Consider the following 21,039-nt stretch of genomic DNA (forward strand, 5'->3'; position numbering starts at 1 on the left):
AACGCGTCAGCGACGGCGCGGATTCTCTTCCACAATGTCGAGCGAGCAACGCACACCCTTGCGAGCGCTTCCGGCAATCATCAGCGAGCGAATCGCGTTAATGGTTTTCCCACTGCGTCCCACCACTCGCCCAACATCGGTGGATTCCAAACGCAGCTCGTAAACCGTCGATCCGTTCCGTTCAACCGGAGTCACCGTCACCTGCTCCGGATGCTTCACCAGCCCCTTCACGACATATTCAATGAAGTTCTGCATAGGCGGGGCAGTGGCGCCGAATCAAGCGGCCGGCTTAGAGGCGCGCTTGATGAAGCTGGCGACAGTGGAGGACGGCTGCGCCCCCTTGCTGATCCAGTACTGGGCCCGTTCCAAGTTCACAGTGTAGTTCACCGTGGCACTCTTCTTAGGGTCATAAGTACCCAGCTCTTCGATGCACTTGCCATCGCGCGGGCTGCGATTGTCAGCCACCACAATACGATAGACGGGATCGTTGCGAGATCCGATACGCTTTAAGCGGATTCTAACTGCCATAAATTTCTAAATTGAGCCGCCTCTCATCACGTTCGACGAGTTGGGCGGTTCGTTTATCGTTTCAAAAAGAGCCGTGAAGTTACGCAGGGAACAAAGTCAAAGCAAGCCCTCTTTTGAGAGTCCTTTCCGGGATTTGCGAAATGACTCTTGAGTTGTATGTTAACACGCCGATAATTCAATTATATGGCTCTAGGATTACAACAGACACAACGGATGGGTTTGTCTCAGGTGCTGGCCCCCCAGCTCCAACAGTCCCTTGCTCTGCTCCAGGCCCCCACCTTAGAGCTGAAAGCTTTGGTAGAGCAGGAGATGCAGCAAAATATTGTTCTGGAGGAAGTCCAGGCTACTGAGGTCGAATTGAGCGAGAAACCGTCCTCCCAGGAGGATGACACACCCGCTGCAGCCGATCCCGCCGAGCCGCCTCGGGACGTCATCTACGATCCTGCCACCGAGAAGCCGACCAACGCTCCCGTGGACGATTTTGAGGCGGAATGGCAAAAATTGGTTCAGTTTGACACGGAGACTCGCGAGCACTACGCCCAAACGAATGTGCCCAACCGGGCGTCGGAGGAGGATGAAGAACGCCGCCAGTTCATGTTCGACTCCCTCGTATCGGGAGTTTCACTCCAAGAAAACCTTCTCGGTCAGGTCCGCCTCTCCGACATGACCCCCGAACAGCAGGAGATCGCCGAACTGATCGTCGGAAACATCGACGACTTCGGCTACCTCAAGTCCGCCGTCGAGGAACTAGCTCTGAACCACGGCAAACCGGTGGAGGACGTAGGCGAGGTGCTCAAAGCGATTCAAGGATTCCAACCCCCCGGCGTCGGCGCCCGCGACCTCCGCGAGTGCCTGATGCTGCAGTTGGAGCGCACCAACCAGCAAGACACCCTCCAGTATCAGATTGTCGACCGCTTCATGGATGCCCTTGGCAAACGACGCCTCCCAGAAATGGCTCGGGGGCTCGGCAAAACGGTCGATGAAATCCAGGATGCGGTCCAATCCATCGCCAAATTAGATCCGCGACCAGGCCGCGCTTTCCTGCCCGACAACGATCAATATGTCGTTCCCGAAGTCTTCGTCACCAAGGTGGGTGACGAGTTCGTGGTCAACACGAACAACGAACAGGTTCCCCAGCTCCGCATCAGCAACTACTACAAGGATCTGATGGCGAAGGCCGAAAGCTCCCCCGAAGTCCGCGAATATATTCGCGAAAAGATCCGGGCCGGCAAGTTCCTCATCAAAAGCATCCACCAAAGACAGCAGACCATCTCCAATATCGCGAAGGAGATCGTCGCCCGCCAACGCGACTTCATGGAGCAGGGAGTTTCCGCCTTACGCCCCATGACCATGGTTCAGGTGGCAGAGGTGGTCGGGGTCCACGAAACCACCGTCAGCCGGGCGGTGTCCGGCAAGTACATGCACACCCCGCAGGGTATCTTCGAGATGAAGTATTTCTTCACCTCCGGCATCGCCACTTCCGGCGGCGGGACCATGTCCAACACCAGTGTGAAGGACATCATCGCTGAGATCTTCTCCAACGAGGACCGAGCAAAACCGCTCTCCGATCAAGAGGTGGTGAAAATGCTGGCGGCACGCGAGATCGTCATCGCCCGCCGAACCGTGGCCAAGTACCGCGACGAGCTCAATATCCTCCCATCCAACCTCCGCAAGGTCTACTAGTCAGCCGTCTGCTCGGGTCCGCCCGACCCGGGACCCAAACGGTCCCGTCCGCGGAGAGCACAACAGATCAGATCTTGTGCCCGAGCTTGTCTCGCTTGGTCTTCAGGTATTTTTCGTTGTGCGGGTTGGGTTTGATTCGAATCGGCACCTGCTCCACAATCTCAAGCCCATAAGCATCCAGCCCGACCACCTTCTTGGGGTTATTGGTCAGTAAACGGATACTCTTCAATCCCAGGTCGGCCAAGATCTGCGCGCCTAGCCCGTATTCCCGCAAGTCCATCTTGAAGCCCAGTTTCAAGTTAGCCTCGACGGTGTCGTAGCCCTGCTCCTGGAGCTTGTACGCCCGGATCTTCGGAGCCAGCCCGATCCCCCGGCCCTCCTGCCGCATGTAGACAATCGCGCCGCACTCCTCCTGCGCAATCCGGCGCATCGCCTCGTGAAGCTGCGGCCCGCAATCGCAGCGACGCGACCCGAACACATCCCCGGTGAGACACTCGCTGTGGACGCGCACCAGGACTCGCTTGGCCTTGGTCACATCCCCCCGCACCAGGGCCAGGTGGTCCTGCCCATCTACTTTGGATCGGTAGAGGTGCAAGGTGAAATCGCCGTAATCGGTGGGCATCCGAATGGTCTCCACGCGCTCGATGAGCTTTTCCTGAGTCCGCCGAAACTTGATCAGGTCCTCGATGCTGCAGATGCTGAGCCGATGCTTGGTGGCGAACTTGAACAGCTCCGGCAGGCGCATCATCCCGCCCCGGTCGTTCATGATCTCACAGATCACCCCCACCGGACGGCACCCCGCCAGCCTCGCCAGATCAACCGCCGCCTCGGTATGCCCCGCGCGCTGCAGCACTCCGCCCGCCTTGGCTCTCAAGGGGAAGACATGCCCCGGCTGCACCAAGTCTTCCCGGCTGGAACGCGGGTCGGAAATGACCCGAATCGTGAGTGCGCGGTCGGCCGCGCTTGTCCCAGTGGTAATGCCTCGGGCCGCATCGACTGTGACCTGAAAATCGGTCTTAAAGGAATCCTGGTTCTGAGCCACCATTTGTTCCACACCCAGCTGGCTCAGCCGTTCCGAGGTGGTTGGAACGCAGATCAAGCCACGCCCAAAGCGCGCCATGAAATTGACCGTTTCGGGAGTCGCTTTCTCGGCGACCATCACCAAATCACCCTCGTTCTCCCGATCAGCGTCATCCACCACGATGACCAGCTTCCCGCGGGCGAGGTCTTGAATCACCGATTGAATCGAGTCCAACTTCCGTTTCATGCCCCCCCACACGCCGGTTTTTTCCCGGCGATGTCCAGTAAAATGTCGGGAATTTAAGGCGTTTTGAGAAAAAACCGCTTGCCAGAGACGGGACGGTTCTAATTCACTTTGTTCTGCTGGCGCTTTCATCAGTTCTGCCGATTCAGTTGATTCTACGGCAGGCAAGCGCTGAACCGATTTTCGAAATGAGCACCAAAAGCACATCATCCCGCAGGGGTGTCCTGGCAGGTGGAAACTGGATTATCGATCAGGTCAAAATGATCGACGTCTACCCCCAACGCGAATCTCTCGCGAATATCTCCAGCCAATCAACCGGCACTGGCGGATCCCCCTACAACGTGTTGGTGGACTTGGCGAAGCTCGGAGCGGAGTTCCCGCTCTCGGCGGCGGGTCTGGTCGGCAAGGACGCCCTGGGCGAAGCCATCCTGCAGGACTGCCAGAAGAACAAGATCGACACCCGTTTCCTCAAGATGACGTCCGAGGCTCCCACCTCGTACACCGACGTCATGACGGAAACGAAGGGTGGGAAGCGCACCTTCTTTCATCTCCGCGGAGCCAATGCTCTCTGGAAAGGCGCTGAACTCGATTTCTCCAAGACCAAGGCTCGGCTCTTCCACTTGGGATACCTCCTCCTCCTCGATGCGCTCGACGAGTCGGACGCCAAGTACGGCACGAAAGCAGCCCGCTTGCTTGCCGCCGCACAAGAAGCCGGATTGAAGACCAGCGTGGACGTCGTCAGCGAGGACAGCGACCGCTTCGCGAAGGTGGTGACTCCCGCTCTGAAGTATGTCGACTACTGCGTGCTGAACGAGATTGAAGCCGGCAAGACCGCCGGATTCAAAATTCGCCAGGCTGATGGCAAGCTCGATACTGTGTCCCTGCGGCATGCGGCCGGTGCCCTGCTGCAAAAGGGCGTGCGTGAGCTGGTCGTGATTCACTTCCCCGAGGGTGCCTTCGCCCGCACGCGCAAAGGTGAGGATGTCTGGCAACCATCCCTGAAGCTTCCTGCCAAAGCGATCGCGGGAACCGCCGGCGCCGGCGACGCCTTCTGCGCCGGAACTCTCATGGGATTCCATGAAGACTGGGAACTGAAGCGCTGTCTCGAGACCGGCGTGGCCGTCGCAGCCGCCAGCCTTTCGGATCCCACGTGCACCAACGGCGTCAAGCCGCTGGCCGCGTGTCTGGCTCTGGCCAAGAAATACGGGTATCAGACGGCGCTCAGCAAGGAAGAGTGACACCTTCGGATCCGGATGATTTCCGCCGTGATCCCAAGAAACGCACCCTTAACCTTCGGATGGCAGTCGGAATCGGCGAAACATTCCGAAGATCCAGGCGATCAAGCCGGCGATAAATGCGCCGGCCAAGGCCAACAACATCGAGTTCGAGAGCTGCCCCCGTGGGCTTCGGCTGGCTAGCAACACCAAGGCATGCAGCCCCGCGCAAAAGGCCACCCCCAGGATACTCAGCCAGGCCCCGTGACCGAACAGCCAATCGCAAGTAGGCCCGCGCCGTTCCGGGCTTAGCCAGTAATCTCGGTTCGGCATGTTCACCAGGCGTGGCGGGAGGAAGCGTATCGCGAAGAAGATGCCTAGGATGATCAGCGGGAACAGCCAGCCGAAGCTCAACATGAAACGCACGTGACCATCGCGGGACATCCAACCATCGGGATTCCCGTGAATGTCAAAGTGGGTCGCAACTCGTGACGGCAGATCCGCTGAGGATGTCATGACGTACGCGGAAAAGCTCAGCAAGCACACGAGAAGCAGAATCAAGCGAACCAGCGGGGGCTTCATGCGCAAGAATCTGCCCACAAGTCCCAGGCGGGCGCAACGGGAAAGCGCCACCGCCCCGAGCGCAGCGGGGTGGGATTGTGTCCGGGTGAGGGTTGGCGTGAGGCACGAGCCGCCCTATGGACTGCGGTGGCACGACACCGCTGTTCCTTCACGCCACCTTAGCCCCTCTCACGCCCCCCATTAACTTGGAGCGCTCCTCCAGCCACTCCGTCGCGTGCAGGAAAAGCGGAGACATGTCTCCGCACTCCATATTCGTTGCCCCCCATCGCCCGCTCACAACCCCGGCAGATCCAGCCTCGCTCGATAGAACCGACGCCCAGTTCCCACCCGCGGCACCACGAAGCGCACCGCACGCGAAACCAAGGCCGGCGGACTGTTCGCCGATTGCCAGGTTTTGAGATCGTCCGACAGCTCCAGCCGAACCGTTCCCAGGCCGCTCTGCACGAGCGCCAGATTGCCCTTCAGATCGGCAATCAAGGTCAGGTTGGACGAACTGCCACTCGAATTTCCCAAGGTCGCCGTAGCCACACTCAGAGTGGGTCCATTGAAGGTCTTGCCGACCGCCGGGAGCCGCATGAGAACAAACCCCTTGATGGCAGGATTCTCGGGCGGATTCGTGTTGCCCTTATCAAACAAGGTGAGATTGAAATTTCCATCCGTCACCTCGAAGGGAGCTGACACAATCTCCGTGGCTTTGAGGGTCGCTCCCTTGCCATCCAACAACCCGCCCAAGGCGCGATCCGCTGGATTGACATTGGCCATCCTGACTCCCTCGAACTCTAAGTCGAACACACGGCTGCAGGCGCTGCACCCCGTGCCCCCCATCGCTGGCCCGACACAGGGCAGGCAGGTCTCCGCGAAATACAGCACCGCTCGATAGCGTCCCGAAGGCACCGGCACCGCATAACGCAGGTTTGATCCGAACCAACGCTCTGAGCGAAGAACCTCGTTGGGAATGTAACGGTCGGTCAGCAGTGAATCGTCCACGGCCTGCGCTACCACGGCAAGCTGCGCGCTGGTGTCGACCAGATAGCGCGTGTCCGGAGTCCAGAGACGGTAAAGCGCATCGCGCTGCTCATTGGTCGAGCCACAGTTCACAAACCAGGCAGCCCCATTGTCAAAGACCAGATCGCCCAGGTGTGCTTCCCAGGCCGCAGGCGGCATCAACTTCTGCAGCGGAGCCAGGCGCAATAAAGCCTCCGTCTCCAAGGAGGTGTTCATGACCTGCGCGTTCAATTCCGCGCGCGCCTCCGCCAGAAGCCGCTCCAGCTTCACGGGGTCGTTCTGACCCGATTTCACCAGCCGATCCCCGAACTTCGGATCGCTCACATTGAGCAACGCATATTCTTCCACGCCGACATCGCGCATGAATCTCAGCCCGTTGGGACGCACCGAGGTGGGGCCCTTCCCATACTTCAGAAACGCCACCCCGCGCACCGCATCGCAACTCGGCCAGTTTAAGGCGCTGTAGATGAACTCCGGGAAGCCATCATGATTCACATCCCCGACAGCCGCAACCGCCGATCCCAAGCGAACATCCTCGCGGTCTCCCGCCTGCTCCCAGTCCGGAGTCAGGCTCAGCCCGGCTCGGGTCGCGCGCCCACGAAACATCGAAACCGTGCCCTCGCCCAGCCACATTCGGAAATCGAAGGGAGCGCCGACCACCACATCGCTCAACCCATCCCCGTCCAAATCACCCACCCCCGCCAGCGAGGCCCCAAAGTTGGCAAACCCGACCGAGCCATAGTGAACCCAGGACGGAGTCGACGAGAGACCCCCTGGTCCGCCCAAGAAAAGGTATGCCGCACCAAAGTGCCCTCCGACATCATCCTCACCCAAATCCGGAGCCCCCACCAGCAAGTCCCGGAAGCGATCCCCATTCACATCCCCAGCGGCGGCCACAGCCGCACCCAAGCGCGCTCCGCTCGAATCACTCTCGTACATCCGATGCACTGTCGCCACCAAACCGGTCGAGGAGCCCAAGTACACCAACACGGCTCCCTCACGAAAGCGCCCATTCTGGTAGTGCGGCGCGCCGACGGCCACATCACCAAAACCATCACCGTTGATGTCTCCCAGGCCGGCAACCGATTCTCCGAACCGAGGATCGCTTCCCGAGGTCGCGACGGGCAGCAACACCGTCGCAGCCGAACGCAATAACCCAGCCGCGGAGCCTCGATAGAGGAACACGCGACCACGAGGCTGATTGGCACCATTGCTATGTCCAGGAGCGCCCACCAACACATCGCCAAAACCGTCATGATCCACGTCGCCCGCGCTGGCGACGGAGAACCCAAACTCCGCGGCAGTCGCATTGGCCAAGGCCAGGGACCAATCGGTGTTCGTCAGAGTCAGCCGAACGGCGCTGAGGTTGCTTCGCCCCAGCCATAAATAGGCAGCCCCCGTATTGCTCCGGATTTGGATAGGACTCTGAAAATCGTAACTGGGCCCGCCCATAATGAGATCGGGTAGCCCATCCCCGTTGACATCGCCGGCATTCGCCATCGATCGGCCAAATCCAATCCCAGCCACCGGCCCGGTGGAAGTCCAAGTGGGCGACTGTGAGAGAAGGTTGATCTGACTGCGGAAAAAATGCAGCAGAGGGGTCGGCTGCCCCTCTCCGTTGCCAGGCTCCGTGATAAACAGATCACTCACGCCATCCCCATCGAAATCTCCTCCAGCCATGGCCGCGCCAAAGCGCCCGTTCGGTTGCCCCTGGGCCCGCCAGGAAGGTGCCTCAGCCACCCCAGTGCTTGCCATGGCGTTTACCGACATCGGGTCGTTCAGAAACGCCACTTCCGGACGCCGACCAAAGGCATTGGTGCAGGTGATTTGATATCGATTAAACAAAGCTCTCGCCTGAACCGAGAGCGCCGGAGTTGGGGGAGTAAGAGGTGTGACGGTGTAGTGGAGGGTGTAAGCTCCCTTCTCGCTCCGGGCGGAGTGAGACCCCGGGGTCAGAAAGAAAGCGGCTCTCCCGGGATTGTCGTGCAACACCCCATCGCTCTCGTACGCGGTCGACAACCCCATCATGCGATGCGGTTCGATGAAGTGAATGTCCGGACCCAGTCGCCGTCCGGGATCGACCTCACCTTCGTTTCGCCAGAACAACGAATCGCCGCTGCCGGTCTGCCAGGGCGGATTGAAGTTCATCCGTCCGTGGGCATTCTCCTCTCCATCCAGCAGCCGAGTCCATTCCTGATCGACCGTGGGTAGTTCTACCCAAAGGCCCCAATCGCCATCCGAATACGGATAAGTGTAGGCCGGATCGAGATCGTCATGCACATCCAGCTGAGTGATGCTGACTCGACGCTTCTGCAGGTTCCAGTTATTGGGAGAGGTATGCACCCAGCCCGCCCGGATCCGATGCGAATAGGTCGAGGCCGTATGCTGCGTGAGATCCAAGGTGACATTGAGATAGGTTGATCCTTTGTCATCCGTTGCCACCCGAACCTGAGGCGCAGGCCCCGCCGAATTCCAAGGATTGCTCACCTCTATGAACAGCGGAGGCTGTGGCACATCCAGTCCATGCTCGCAGGCGATCAGCCGGGGGTTTCGAGGGAGGTAAATATTGAAGCTGTAAAGTCGGTTGATCGGATGAGGCCCCTCGACACAATCGCCGTTGTTGAATCCAACGATCTGGCCCTGGGGATTCACAATACAGCGGGCGGGAGTATGCAGGCCGGTGGAGCTACAGTTGCCGGTGCATTCTCCCGCGTCCCCGTTAAACCAAAGGTCGGTGACGATGCCAGGGATCCAGACATTGTTCCCCACCGTAGAATCCACGAAACCGCTTGGAGTTTCGAAACGGAAACTACGATTCGAGGGCAGTTGAAGCGCGCGCGGGCGCATGACTGCCAAGCCAATGGCTGGATGGATCTCCGTGTAGAACGGCTCGTGTCCGCAATCATGAATCCACATGCCCCAGACCGACACCCGATCTCCTACGATGGGCCGAAAACGTTCAGGAATGCTATTGCGCTCCCACTCCACACCCAAAAGATACGGCTGTGCGAACTCCGACTGCTCGGCCACACGAAAGCGATAGGGCGGATCCACTTCCACACCCATGTTGATATCCATGCTGTCGTGGTTTGGGAAGGAGTCGCTCGTAGCGGTCCACGACTTAAACACCTGTCCCTCGATCTGGGCATATTGCCGATCCGGATCAAATCCCGCGGCCGTCACCCATTGGGGATCCACCGCTCCCCCGCCCGCAGCGCACATGCAATACAACTCTGTCGGATCAAAGGGTGTGCGGGAGGTGGCTTGCGCCACCACCGAGTCAGGCAGCTTTGGAAACACTTCCGGGGGAATGCTGATTCGTTCCACCGCGTTGATCACGGCCTCCACTGTGACACCCTGAGCAATCCGATAGTTGCGCCGAGCCGTCCCCAGTCCCAACGGCACCAGACAACCGCCATCGGAGCAGACCGTAAGCCGCACTCGGTAAGTACCCACCCGAGGCAAGGTGAGGTAGGCCAGCGTTCCGGACGCCGTCAACTGAGGCGGGGTACCCGCCGGATAGCTGATCAGCTGCCAGGAGATCGGCAGATCGGGAGGAGGCGTAAAAATTTCCTGATCGCACACGGAGTCGTAGGTAACCAGCCGCAAGCTACCGGCCTCAATTTTGACCCGACACCCCCGCAGCGGATGATCCGGCGTGGCCAGTTGAACCGTGACCTCGGCCACATCGGGTCCGGGGCAATCGAGAGGAGGAGGAGAGCCATCGTCATCCGTAGGCCTCAAAGCCTGGGCATCGGGAAGGGCAACGAACAGAAGCGCAAGAACGAGTAGCGACTCGAGCCTCGACCACAGGAGTTGAATCGCCTGGACAGCGAACGTCTGAGAAAAAGGGAGCGTGGTCATAAAGCTACTTCTATCTTAGAAAACAGAGTAACAGTCTTTCAGACGATGCCCAGAAGATTTAGGGCCACACTACATTGTAGCGTCGTCCGTCCTCGGACGATTCCCCCTACCCCGCCTTCACTCCTTCAAACATCGGCTTCACCGATTCCCGCATCAGAACGATGAGCGTGAAGACACCCAACACCGTTCCGAAGGGCAAGAACATGCATTCCACTGCAGCCACCACCAAGCAGAACAGATACTTCCTCCGTCTAGCCAGGCAGCGTCCCGCGGCGATCACGCAACCCGCGAAGCCCAATCCGACTGTCATCGCGATCACCGCCAAAACGATAAAGATCCATCCCACGAATGCCGGAGGCGGAGCGCCCTGATCGGAGAACACACGGGGAGCCACCAGGAAAGCGATCCCGAGCACCAAGTGAAACAGGGGGAACAGAGAAAACAGTGCGGCCAATCCACCCACCACGTAATGGAAAATGGAGAGCAATCTCAGGTGGTCGTCGTTCTGTGTCATGACGCGAGCCATTCAATCAGCCCCACCTCGGATTCACAACCGCGATTCGCTTTTCCCTCTATGGACTGCGCGTGGCATGCCACCGCCTTTCCTTCACGCCACAGACAACCCCTCGATCCATCCAAATAGAGGAGAACTGGTCTAAGCCAAACCAGGCGAACGAACCTGAAAACGGCAGTGGTAACCACGGATTTCTCGGATGACTCGGATGAAAGGCAACTTTTGGAGCTCATTACTCTCCGGGTGATTACCTCAGCACCTCCGAGAACCCGTCGGGTTCAAAGCTTGCGATCACTCTCCGGAACATCCCCGCCCACCCGCCTCATTTTCCCGAAGAGCCAGCACCTCTCCGCGGGAGAGGAATCGCGATCTTCCCACTCGCCACGACAACCGCAGGTCGCCCGGGATTCGCTTCCAGCACCCAGGAGTCGCGAGAGGTCTCCGGATTTCGGAGCCTCCAATGAATGCCAAACCCGCCAAAGTCCCCACCACTGATGACCGTAACTCGATCGTGCCCAACCTGAATGGTAGCCGGGCTCACAGCCCGCAGAGGTTCCGGAACCAGCCCATCGGAGCCGCGAATCGTGCAGAGAAGATTGGTGTCGGGCGTCGTCCGGTAGAGTTGCTCGCAGGCGGTTGCAAACTCCTGATGGTACGGAGCCGACATCCTGACGAAACGGCGAAGACCATGGAATTGAGCCGCTCCGACCCGGAGAGACTCAAAAACAAGAAACCAGGCACCTAAGCCAGCCGCAAGCAGGATGAACCCCCAAATGATGAACTTGGCGTTGCGCCGACAATAGAGCCGTGCGATTTCATAAGCACGACCCGTTATGGAGGAGGTTTCTTGCATAGCTCTTGGCCGCCGACCACATCAGTGAGGGTGAAGCTCCTGAAGGCTGCCCTCAAATTCCCTCGCTGCGATCTCCGTGGCCCCGGTGTGAAAATTCCCCGATTCTCGCTCGTTGAAGGACATGACCAAGTCCCTAGGCCTGCCCCCCAAAGCTGACAAAGTCATCCAGGTCCAAGACATCAAACCAGGTGGCGATATCCTCCCGTTCCGGGCCCACGCTTTGGTGATACTTGTGGAAGAACTCGCGCGATTCCACATCGGTCGGCACTCGACGCTCATGATACGCGCTCCAGGCCTCAATCTGCCACGGATTCAATGTCGTCTTCGAATTCGCGTGGATCCAGTCGAGGATCGCGCTATCCCCTTTACCCAAGGCCAACTGTTTGAGCATCGCCGCCGCGTCCACACCCGTAAAACGAAAGAAATGTTGGTCGAGCGGGCAGTTGTAGTTGTACTCCCCGTTTCGGCCCGCGAGCGAAGCGCGGCCTTTGTCCAAGATGCGTGGCAGGACGGCGAACCCACCCAAACGCACTCGAGCGCTGCGGGGCGCCCGCTGAGTGAGGTCCAGAGAAACGATCTTGGACTTGGACTTGGATCCCGGTTGAGAGGTCTTCTTCTTAGCAGCTGTCATGAAGCAAGGTGACACCCTCCACGCCTCTGAAGTCAAGCAGCGCGGCATAATTGCCCACGGATCCACGCTCACAACTCATCGCGAAGAAAGCTCTTCGATTCTCGGATCAAGCCATTGATTGAGCAGATCGACTAGAATATTAGAGCAAAAATCCGAGCTCAAAAGGTGCCAAACTCCGATTACCTAATGAAGCACGGGAACCCTAGGAAATTGAACCTGTGCCGCGTTCGTGGTGATCCCCTTCAAACGAACCGACATCCCCCGCAAGGTCGGTTCAAACTCGAACCCACGTCTTAGTCCAACCCACCCTCGCTTGATACTCAAGTCTCGCTGGATGTTAGGATCTGGGTCGAAGCGAACCTCGAAAAGGCACCGTTTCCCTTTCTCATCAATCTCGACAAGTCTAACCCATACGACCGCCCTCGGACCCGGACGAACCCACTTCCCCAAAGGAACCTCGATCACGGATGAGTAGTGAGTGAGCGTTCGTTTCTCGCCTGGTTTTAGCACTATCGTCCTCGAGACACGCTCCTTAAGCAGCATCGACCAAGCGTAGATCGAATGGGCTGCTTGAGGAGACAGCAGTACGAATGCACACACCACTCCGATGGAGGCAAATCCTGCGACGAAAATCTTCGGTTTCCCAAGGAGCCGCATAACTTTGGCCGATCTCAGTTGAGAGCTGAGCACTGACCATTTTTGTCGATCCATAGTGCGATCGCATCCGGGCGCAGACATATCTGACCCCGGCCCGAACCCACAGGGTTCGCAGACATGAGCCGGGGGTGCGCGCACCCCCGGGACTGTTAAAAGTACGCAGCATCGCGCATCGATGCCACCGGCTTCTGCGACCTGCGTCACCCGACTCAAGGAATCTAATCGGTTCCTCAGTCCGTTTGCCGACCGGTGGCACGCCTTTCAGGGTGCTGTTTAATAGGGGGCCGCCAGACCGGGGGTGTCGCTGCGCTCCACACCCCGGCTAATCTCTTTGAAGCCTGGGGTTCTCGGCTTCGGCCTCAGGAACTCATGCGAAGAATTGAGGATCCCCTAAAACTTGTCTAGTCCCTATTCTTGGAGGTAAAGATGAGAGGTGCTACCGCACTCCCACCGGCTTCAAAACCATCTCACGAACATCCATCACCGCGACACCCGGCTTTTTCTGCGGCTTGATCGCCAGGGTGTGGCGACCGGTGGGGAGATGAACTTTTCCTAAAGTTCGGCGCACAAAGTTCTGAAAATGTCCGGTATCCTGAACCACGAATCGCAATGTTTGGTTCGCGATGGAGACATCGACGTCACTGCCACCGCTGCCCTTGCCGCATCCCTGCAGGATCTCCACTTCATACTCACCCCCTTGTGTCACCTCCAACTCCCAGCTGACCCAATCCTCCACCTTGGTCCAATACCCAATGGTGTTCTTGTGCGCGGGAGGTTCGTAGCGCACGTTCACGCCATGGATAATCACCTCGTGGCCGGGCAGGCGGATCGTCCCGTCCAGTTCTGGTCGCAAGGGCACTTGAACATAGTTCGTATTGCGAACCGGCATCTGAGCCGACACGGACTTGCGCCACTCATTCAATTGCCGAGCCATCCCGTTCGCGCGATCCGGCATCTCCGTGGCCAGGTTCCGTGTCTCGCCCGGCGTCGCCGCCAAGTCGTAGAGTTCCAAATAGCCGCTCTCATAAAACTCGATCAGCTTATACTGGCCATCACGCATCACCCCACCCGGACGACCGCCCTGGTTGCTGTAGTGCGGATAGTGCCAAAAGAGCGGACGGGCAGCAGGGGCGACGTTCCCCTTAAGCGTCGATGCCAAGCTACGCCCATCGACTGCCAATGCCGTGGCATCCAATCCAGCCAACTCAAGCAAGGTGACATGCACGTCCATGGTGATGACGGGGGTGGATTCCGTGCGTCCTGAAGCAATGGTACCAGGCCACCAGGCGATCAACGGGACTCGAAGGCCACCTTCGTAGAGGTAACCCTTCCCGGCCCGCAGCGGCGCGTTGGACGTGGCCGGAGTATTGGGCCCTTCCTTAACGCTCAAACCTCCATTGTCGGACGTGAAGATCACCAGGGTGTTGCGGTCCAGCTTCCGTTCGCGCAGGTGAGCCATGATCTTCCCAACCCCCTCATCTAAACTCTCCAGCATAGCGGCGTAGATCGCATTGGTTTGCCCCCCCTCCAGGGACCCAGCACGCTTCCGATGCTTCTCCACCAAATCCGGGCGGCCGTGCAATGGAATATGGACCGAAACATGAGGAAGGTAGAGAAAGAAGGGTGCGTCCTTGGTCTCGTCGATAAAATGGATGGCACTACGGGTCAAAACCGACGAAAGCTCCTCTCCCTCCTCGGCTGGAAGCAGCCCCGGCACCGGTCCAGCCTGACTCCCGGGACGGAAAGGCGCCATCCGACGAAAACCGGCGATGTCGGGGGTCGCCAGCTCAAACCCTTGGTGGGTAGCTTCGAATCCCGCCCCTCCTAAATGCCACTTCCCCAAACATGCCGTTCGATAACCTTGGCCTCTCAATCGCTCGGCGAGCGTCTCCTCCTCCAAAGGAAGCTGCAGCCGAAAGTCAGGACGACGGAGCTTTTGATCCGACAGAATAGTGCGTCCGGGAATGAAATCGGTGAGGTGTAAGCGAGCGGGTGCTTTTCCCGTCATGAGCGCAGCCCGCGTCGGGGAGCATACGGTGCACGCGGCATAGGCGTCGGTGAACCGAATGCCTTCCCGAGCCATGCGATCCAAATGCGGTGTCTGATGGAACGAGCTGCCGTAACAGCCCAAATCAGCCCACCCTAGATCATCAGCCAGGATGACGATGATGTTGGGCCGGAGTTCCGCGGCCTGGGTCGGCATCGTGAAGGGCACTAGGAAGAACGATGCGATCAGACTCAGGATCGAACCAAGTCGGAGCAAGCGGGTTGTGAACATGGGCCGACTGTAACGGTGGGACCCTGTACTTTGCCAGCAGTTCTCTTTCGCCCGACCTGCTAAAGCAGGAACTCCATACCTCGGAGCAGTCTGTCCCCCGTACGGAGTTCCGCCTTCAGGCGGAGGCGGCCTCAACGTGAGATTGCGCGCCCAACCTGCTAAAGCAGGAACTCCGTACACCGAAGGGTGCAGATCAAGGATCGAAGGCCTTGAGCAACTGGCCGCTGCGACCGTCCCAGATCCGTAGAATGCTATCCTGGCCGCCTCCCACCACCCAACGGCCATCCGGTGTGACCGCCGCAGCCTGAACAAAGTCCTTCGCACCGCCAAAGGAGCGAACGGTCTTACCATCCTCGCTTACCAATCGCACCTGAGAGTCTCCGGAGGTCACCAGAGCTTCTCCGGTGGAGTCCACGTAACCGATGGAGGTCACTTCCTTCTCCGCACCGCCGATGGTCCGCTTCTGCTCGCCCGTCACATAGTTCCACAGCTTGATGACCTTGTCCGCCCCAGCGCTGGCCAGCGTTCGGGCATCGCGCTTCCAACTCACGCCCAACACATGATGAGTATGGCCCTCGAACGATCGGGCCATTTTGCCCGATTCCAGATTCCACACCTTCACGAAGCGATCCGAGGCCGAACTGGCGAGCAGTTTGCCGTCCTCCGAGAAATCGATGGAAAGCACGACGTCGCTGTGCGCGTTGGTGAAGTTGCGGAGGAGCTTGCCGCTGGCAACTTCCCACAGCAGAAGTTCGCCACTGCGGGATGGTTCCCCACTCCCGGTCGCCAGCGATTTGCCATCCGGACTGAACTGAAGGGCGTTAACCCGACCAAGCATCGGTGAATGGGTTTCGTCGGTCCCGAGCACACGCACCAGGGACCATGAGTCTGAGCGACTGACTTTTACCGGAAGCGCGTTGCTGGAAACCATCACCAGGGAACCGGGAGATCCGAACACGATTCCAGCAGGACCTCCGAGCGCTCCTGCATAGGAGTCGATGCCGGCGCCGGTTTCCGCCCCCCAGGTCTGCACTTTGTTAAGGATGCCCGCAGTGGCGAGCATGGCGCCGTCAGGAGAAAACGCTGCGCTCAGCAGGGGTTGAACCGCATCGGATGCCCATTTCCGCGCTGCTTGCAGATCGGCGTCGACCTTCTTCGCAGCCGTCTCGGCAGCCTGCAAAGCACCCGCGGCTTCCGGCACTGCATCGGCCGCTTTCTTGGCGGCGCGTTGATTGGCCAGCCATTGATCCTCCGAGGATCGCTTGGCGGCGAGCAAGGTCTCAGTCTCCTTCTCAACCGCTTCCAACGCCTTAACCGAGGCGGCCAGTTTCTCCGGAGCTTGCTTTAACTTCTCGGCGATCTCAGCAGCTTTCTTATCCGCGGGTCCCTTCGCCTCGTTGGCTGCTTTGCGCTTAGGCTCAGCGTCCTTGGCGAAACGCTCGGCCACTTTGCGGGCATCCTCCAGAAACCCAGTGGCGGCGGCGGCCAGCTTCTCGGCGGTCGACTGCGCGGCGGCCAGCGATGGCGTTTTTCCGGCATCAGCCTTCACCGCTTCGGCCAGTTCCTTGGCCGCCTTGCCCGCGGCGTCGGCGGTTGCCTTGGCCTGCTCGACACGCTGCTGGGCGGCAGCGGCCTCCGCCTCCGCCTGCTTCGCGGCCGTCTCGACCGCATCGCGGGCTTCATTGGACTTTTGCAGCTCGATCGCCAGCTCGGCCGGGGCTTTCTCAGCCGCCGCTCGCGCCTCGACGGCTGCGAGCACCGCCTTCTGTTTCTCAGTCAGAGCCTTTTCAGCATTCACCCGATTCTCCAATGCCTTCGCGGCAAAATCGGCCTCGGCCTTCTCCCGCTTCTTTGCTTCTTCCAACGCCCCTCGTCGGTAGGCCACTTCGCCTTGGGCAAAGGATACATTCCGCTCCAGCTTGTCCACCGCAGCGGAAGCTTCGCGATCCCCCTTGATCTCCACGACCATCTTGCCGTCCTCCTCGTTCCAAACGCGGGCCACGGAGTTGGATCCAGTCGAGGCGATGCGCTTTCCGTCGGGACGGAAAGCGACCGAGGTTACAGCGCCCCCCTGATCCATCTTTTTAACCAACTCACCTTTATCCAAATCCCAAACCCGGACCGAACCCTCGCCGCCACCCGAAACCAATCGCTGACCGTTTTCCGGATGCATCGCCAAGGCCAAAACCGCGCCCTCATGCGCCTTCCACTCCTTGACGAGCGTCGCGTTGGTTTCGCCCGCTTCGGGAAGTTTCCAAACGCGAAGTTGCGAATCCGCGTGCCCGGAAACCAGGCGCTTGCCATCACGGGTCCAAGCCACCGAATACACGAGGGAGGGGGTATTCAACCACTGCATCGAAGCCCCGTTGGTGGCATTCCATACCCCCACGCGCTGACTGCCAGAAGCAGTGGCCAACTGCTTGCCGTCTGGGGAAAAACGCAGGGTGCGAATCGAGTGCCCATGAGCCTGCCATTGAGTGCGAACCATTCCCGACTCCGCGGTCCAGAGCACCACACGCCCATCGGCATGTCCGGTGGCGAGGCGCCTGGCTTGATCCATGGCATCGATGCTCGTGGGAGCGGCCAGCCCATCCGCCTTGAAGTCCAGCTGATCCTCCGTGCGACTACGCTCCCAGAGTTTGACCAAGCGATAGTCTCCCGAAGCGAGCAACGATCCGTCCGCGTTGAAGGCCAGTGCATTGACCATGTCGCGATGGGCAATCCCGGGTTTGGAGTAGAGCCCCGATTTGACCAGCGCGGGATCGGTTAGGCGGTCGATGAAGCGTTGGGTGGGCACATGATAAATGGCGAGCTGGTTCGCTCGACCACACGCAGCCAACTGACCATCCGCCGTCAAAGCCACCGCCAGAATCGGATTGATGCCCGCCGGAAGCGGTTCCCACTGAACCGTCTGACCGGCGCGAACCTCTCCGGTGGCTCCTTGATCGATCCACAGTTTAATGAGGCCGAGTTGTTCCGGCTCAAAATCCACCGCTTCCACCTTGTTGTCTTTGGGAGGCATGAACGGCTTCTCCTGGTGCGCCGAGACCTTTAGCAAGAGACTCTCGGCACCCTTCTTCGGAATCACGGCCGGACCGGATTCTCCCCCCTTGAGGATGTCGGCCGGAGTCTCCAGAACCAGGTCCGCCTTGGCTTTGGTGCGATTGTGGCAAGCCAGGCAGTTGTTGCGGAGCAGCGGGAGAATCTCTTTTTCGAAATCCACCGGAGTCGTGCGCTGGAGCTGGGTCACCTGCAAAACCCGGGACGCCGGTGCAGCGGCGGCAGGCTCAGCGGCCGAGGCGGCTAGGGAGCACATCAGCCCCAAGGCTAGGGTTGAAACACCCGCGATCAAGGTCGGGGGCGACGACCTGCGCTCAAGCAGCCCCGCCGCCGCTGATCTCGCATGGTCAAGCGCACTCCGGGGGCGGAGCAATGAAAGGGGAAGAACACTCATGGTTTCGAAGGTTGCGTTTGAGCCGTTTTTGGAGCGCTGACTCGCAATGAGAGCGGCATGGAGTAAAAGGTGTCCGTGTAATCGCGCTTGGCGAACTGCTTCACCTGTTCCACAGACGCTGCCTTGACCTTCTCCGCTTGCTCCAGCGCCTTCGCAGACTCCTCCGCAAGCTTGGTAACCGCAGCCTTGGTATCCTGATAGGACTTCAGAGCCGCCTGCTTCTCCGGGGAAGCTTTGGCATCAGCCTCCGCTTTCTCCAAGGCCTTGGACGCTTCCACGAGAGCCGCCTTGGCTTTGTCGCTCGCTTCCTTGGCTCGGACGGCGGCCTTCTCGGCTTCAACCTTCGCCGCTTCGGCCTTTCGCGCCCCTTCGGCACTCCTCTCCGATTTGAAGGCTGTCTGCGTTTCCAGGTAAAGCCAGTGGTCGCCCTCAGGCATTTTTAGCTGAGCCAGATCCAAGTCAAACACCGCATTGGTGGCGGCTTTGTCCACCTCAATCTCCTTGCCGGCTCCGAGCGCCGGGTGGCCCACCAAGCGGAGTTTGCTATTGCCCGGAAACTCAGCCCGCCTCACCAGCTTGGCCGGAAGGCTTACCTTCGCGTTGACGGCCGCCTCGATGGATTTTTGATCGCCCAATACCAGTCCGAGAGGCGCGATGTCCTCGCCACTGACGGCCAGCGTGAGGGTTTCAGTCACACGTGTCTGAACGGCCTCCGTCTCATAGCTGCCCACACCCCAGATCACCGAAGCGGACCGCGCCGCACGAACCAATTCCCCCTGCTTGGTGGTCGCCTTGCCCACGATGCGTATCGGGCCAACCCAGGAGGCCGCATTCTCATCCGCCTGGAGCAGCAAAGTCGTGGAACGACCGTCCGCACCCAGGAGTCGAGCCCCCCGGCTGGTCACCCCCGCCGGAAGCCCTTCCACCGAAACCTGGATGTCCTGATCCATGCCATCGAAGCGGAAAGCCATGATCCGAAGGGCGAGCACACCGCCCTTGCGCAGGACGGAGGACCAGGTCTTGATTTCCTTGGAATCCTTGGCAACCGGAGGCGGAGTTTGGGGCATGGCCACCAACCGGTAATCAGGAGTCGACGGCCGGATCACCAACCGATAGGAACGAAACAAATCATCCCGCGGAACCCGCGCCTGATCGCGAACCATCAAACGATACCAGCCATCCTCCTTCACTTCAAACCGCAGAGTCGGATCCCCGCTCTGCGCCTTAAAGTCAACGCCGCCCAAGCCAGGGTCGGTGTCATAGGCCTCCCCCGCATCGGAAAGTTCCTCTCCACCCTTTTTATCCTTTCCTACCCTCAGCAGATGCAGCGCCGGGTCAGTCGGACTGCCCAGGCGCTGAGAGAGAATCTCCGCCACCCAGGTTTCTCCCTTCTTCGCCTGAAAGGAATACCAGTCCGCGTCCGTCCGCCCGCCAAACTCGGCGGAAAGTTCCGTTGGAATCGAGATGGTCTGGGCTTTCGACGCGGCATCGTTTGGCTCCTGCTCCAACTGGACCGGATACGCCGCCCGCGACAACAGCACTGGGTTCGACACGCCATTGGTGGAACCCAGCCGATAGTCGAACGCATCCACAGAGGCCGCTGCGGCTCCAAAACGCAGGCTGCTTGCCAGGCGCGGACCCATCCATTCCGGAGCATCCGGATTCACCGTGACCTCCAGCTTCTCCAAGGGCTTCCCGTCCACTTTCCGGTCGGCGACCGGGGATCCTCCCGGAAGGTTGCGCCCCAGGAGCGTGATCACCCGATTGGTCCCCGGCTCCAAGGAAGACGGAACGACGGAGTCAATGTAGGGGGCCTCGCTGAGCGAAAGCCGGTAGAAGAACTCACTCCCCCCCCGATTGATGGCATCGTGGACTCGAACGACGTAGTCACCCGAAAGTTTGGCCGTCCAATCCAGCACGCCCCGCCGCCGGTTGCGAGCCAGCTCCTTTCCATCCCCGGAGTAAAGCAGCAGCACTGGATCCAGCTTCGAATCCAAAACGCCGGAGGAACACTGGAGCAGCACGCGTTGCCCGGCTTGAAGCGCAAACCGGAAATAGTCGGATCGGGCTGCGGTCACCTGGCCATTGATGGTAGTCCCCAGAGTCACAGGGGCCGCTGCTGCCAGAGTGGAATTGGTGGCGGGATCGAGGTATTCCGCCAAATCCCCCACCGAGAACACGCGCGGGTTGGAAACTCCGAACAAGCCGCTCACGCGCACCTCATAGTTGCCCGGGGTGACGTTGGTGGAGATGCTCACGGCAAACCGAGGGGACCCAGGTCCTCCCACTTGCCTGGCCTCAATACCAGGATGCGAGAAATGCAGGCGGCGTATCTCGTCCAACTCGGCGCCCGCGGTGGCGACCTCGGTAGTGGAACCGATCCGCGCGCCGGGAGGAAAAATTGTATCCAGGCGAGCGACCGGAAGCTGGGCTCGAACCGGATTAGCCAACAGCAGGGCCGTCGCGAAGAGAGCAACATCGCGATACCGACGGGAGGCGGGTTTCATCAGAG

General features: G+C 59.7%; 13 protein-coding genes. 2 read left to right on the forward strand and 11 right to left on the reverse strand.

Translation table 11 applies throughout. From position 1 onward, the window contains the following. Positions 1-6: 6 nt before the first annotated feature. Together JNN07_19625 and rpsP are read right to left on the reverse strand one after the other, a co-directional pair. On the reverse strand, positions 7-255 hold the full coding sequence (locus JNN07_19625; GenBank protein MBL9169954.1) for a KH domain-containing protein: 249 nt from the start codon (positions 253-255) through the stop codon (positions 7-9). A 21-nt stretch (positions 256-276) separates the two neighbouring features. Next, a complete protein-coding gene (rpsP, locus tag JNN07_19630; GenBank protein MBL9169955.1) occupies positions 277-528 on the reverse strand; it encodes a 30S ribosomal protein S16 in 252 nt (83 codons plus the stop codon). Positions 529-711: 183 nt separating this feature from the next. Between rpsP and rpoN the strand changes: the two genes are divergently transcribed. After that, positions 712-2,211 carry an RNA polymerase factor sigma-54 gene (gene rpoN / locus JNN07_19635; GenBank protein MBL9169956.1) on the forward strand — a complete coding sequence of 500 codons (1,500 nt, stop codon included), beginning with the start codon at positions 712-714 and terminating at the stop codon, positions 2,209-2,211. A 67-nt stretch (positions 2,212-2,278) separates the two neighbouring features. Here the strand turns inward: rpoN and JNN07_19640 are convergent, their stop codons facing one another. Further along, positions 2,279-3,478, reverse strand: a complete 1,200-nt coding sequence (locus JNN07_19640; GenBank protein MBL9169957.1) for a bifunctional 3,4-dihydroxy-2-butanone-4-phosphate synthase/GTP cyclohydrolase II — start codon at positions 3,476-3,478, stop codon at positions 2,279-2,281. Between the two features lie 185 nt (positions 3,479-3,663). Here JNN07_19640 and JNN07_19645 point away from each other — a divergent pair, with 185 nt between their 5' ends. Further along, complete coding sequence (locus tag JNN07_19645; GenBank protein ID MBL9169958.1) at positions 3,664-4,713, forward strand: carbohydrate kinase family protein; 1,050 nt, start codon at positions 3,664-3,666, stop codon at positions 4,711-4,713. A gap of 48 nt (positions 4,714-4,761) precedes the next feature. On the opposite strand, the gene JNN07_19650 is transcribed toward JNN07_19645, so the two are convergent. The 8 genes from JNN07_19650 to JNN07_19685 form a co-directional block, all read right to left on the reverse strand. Continuing rightward, positions 4,762-5,271: a DUF1648 domain-containing protein gene (locus JNN07_19650; GenBank protein MBL9169959.1), complete on the reverse strand. Its 510-nt coding sequence runs from the start codon at positions 5,269-5,271 to the stop codon at positions 4,762-4,764. Between the two features lie 273 nt (positions 5,272-5,544). Continuing rightward, positions 5,545-10,140 carry an FG-GAP repeat protein gene (locus JNN07_19655; GenBank protein ID MBL9169960.1) on the reverse strand — a complete coding sequence of 1,532 codons (4,596 nt, stop codon included), beginning with the start codon at positions 10,138-10,140 and terminating at the stop codon, positions 5,545-5,547. Positions 10,141-10,246: 106 nt separating this feature from the next. Further along, the gene (locus JNN07_19660) at positions 10,247-10,654 is read right to left on the reverse strand and encodes a hypothetical protein (GenBank protein MBL9169961.1); all 408 of its coding nucleotides are present in this window, start codon (positions 10,652-10,654) and stop codon (positions 10,247-10,249) included. Between the two features lie 322 nt (positions 10,655-10,976). Further along, positions 10,977-11,507 carry a hypothetical protein gene (locus JNN07_19665; GenBank protein ID MBL9169962.1) on the reverse strand — a complete coding sequence of 177 codons (531 nt, stop codon included), beginning with the start codon at positions 11,505-11,507 and terminating at the stop codon, positions 10,977-10,979. A gap of 133 nt (positions 11,508-11,640) precedes the next feature. Beyond that, entirely contained in the window at positions 11,641-12,138 is a 498-nt protein-coding gene (locus JNN07_19670; protein ID MBL9169963.1) for a DUF5069 domain-containing protein, read from the reverse strand. Positions 12,139-13,231: 1,093 nt separating this feature from the next. Beyond that, positions 13,232-15,073 carry a sulfatase-like hydrolase/transferase gene (locus JNN07_19675; protein MBL9169964.1) on the reverse strand — a complete coding sequence of 614 codons (1,842 nt, stop codon included), beginning with the start codon at positions 15,071-15,073 and terminating at the stop codon, positions 13,232-13,234. Positions 15,074-15,266: 193 nt separating this feature from the next. Further along, positions 15,267-18,527, reverse strand: coding sequence for a hypothetical protein (locus JNN07_19680; GenBank protein ID MBL9169965.1), 3,261 nt, complete (start codon positions 18,525-18,527; stop codon positions 15,267-15,269). Next, a complete protein-coding gene (locus JNN07_19685) occupies positions 18,524-21,034 on the reverse strand; it encodes a hypothetical protein (GenBank protein MBL9169966.1) in 2,511 nt (836 codons plus the stop codon). Before JNN07_19685 ends, JNN07_19680 begins: the two co-directional genes overlap by 4 nt. Between the last annotated feature and the right edge of the window lie 5 nt (positions 21,035-21,039).

The sequence above is a fragment of the Verrucomicrobiales bacterium genome (genome assembly GCA_016793885.1).
GTDB lineage: Bacteria > Verrucomicrobiota > Verrucomicrobiia > Limisphaerales > UBA11320 > UBA11320.

Coding starts and splice junctions, on each gene's coding strand:
- JNN07_19625 (MBL9169954.1), bottom strand. CDS start 255: ATGCAGAACTTCATTGAATATGTCGTGAAGGGGCTGGTGAAGCATCCG.
- rpsP (MBL9169955.1), bottom strand. CDS start 528: ATGGCAGTTAGAATCCGCTTAAAGCGTATCGGATCTCGCAACGATCCC.
- rpoN (MBL9169956.1), top strand. CDS start 712: ATGGCTCTAGGATTACAACAGACACAACGGATGGGTTTGTCTCAGGTG.
- JNN07_19640 (MBL9169957.1), bottom strand. CDS start 3,478: ATGAAACGGAAGTTGGACTCGATTCAATCGGTGATTCAAGACCTCGCC.
- JNN07_19645 (MBL9169958.1), top strand. CDS start 3,664: ATGAGCACCAAAAGCACATCATCCCGCAGGGGTGTCCTGGCAGGTGGA.
- JNN07_19650 (MBL9169959.1), bottom strand. CDS start 5,271: ATGAAGCCCCCGCTGGTTCGCTTGATTCTGCTTCTCGTGTGCTTGCTG.
- JNN07_19655 (MBL9169960.1), bottom strand. CDS start 10,140: ATGACCACGCTCCCTTTTTCTCAGACGTTCGCTGTCCAGGCGATTCAA.
- JNN07_19660 (MBL9169961.1), bottom strand. CDS start 10,654: ATGACACAGAACGACGACCACCTGAGATTGCTCTCCATTTTCCATTAC.
- JNN07_19665 (MBL9169962.1), bottom strand. CDS start 11,507: ATGCAAGAAACCTCCTCCATAACGGGTCGTGCTTATGAAATCGCACGG.
- JNN07_19670 (MBL9169963.1), bottom strand. CDS start 12,138: ATGACAGCTGCTAAGAAGAAGACCTCTCAACCGGGATCCAAGTCCAAG.
- JNN07_19675 (MBL9169964.1), bottom strand. CDS start 15,073: ATGTTCACAACCCGCTTGCTCCGACTTGGTTCGATCCTGAGTCTGATC.
- JNN07_19680 (MBL9169965.1), bottom strand. CDS start 18,527: ATGAGTGTTCTTCCCCTTTCATTGCTCCGCCCCCGGAGTGCGCTTGAC.
- JNN07_19685 (MBL9169966.1), bottom strand. CDS start 21,034: ATGAAACCCGCCTCCCGTCGGTATCGCGATGTTGCTCTCTTCGCGACG.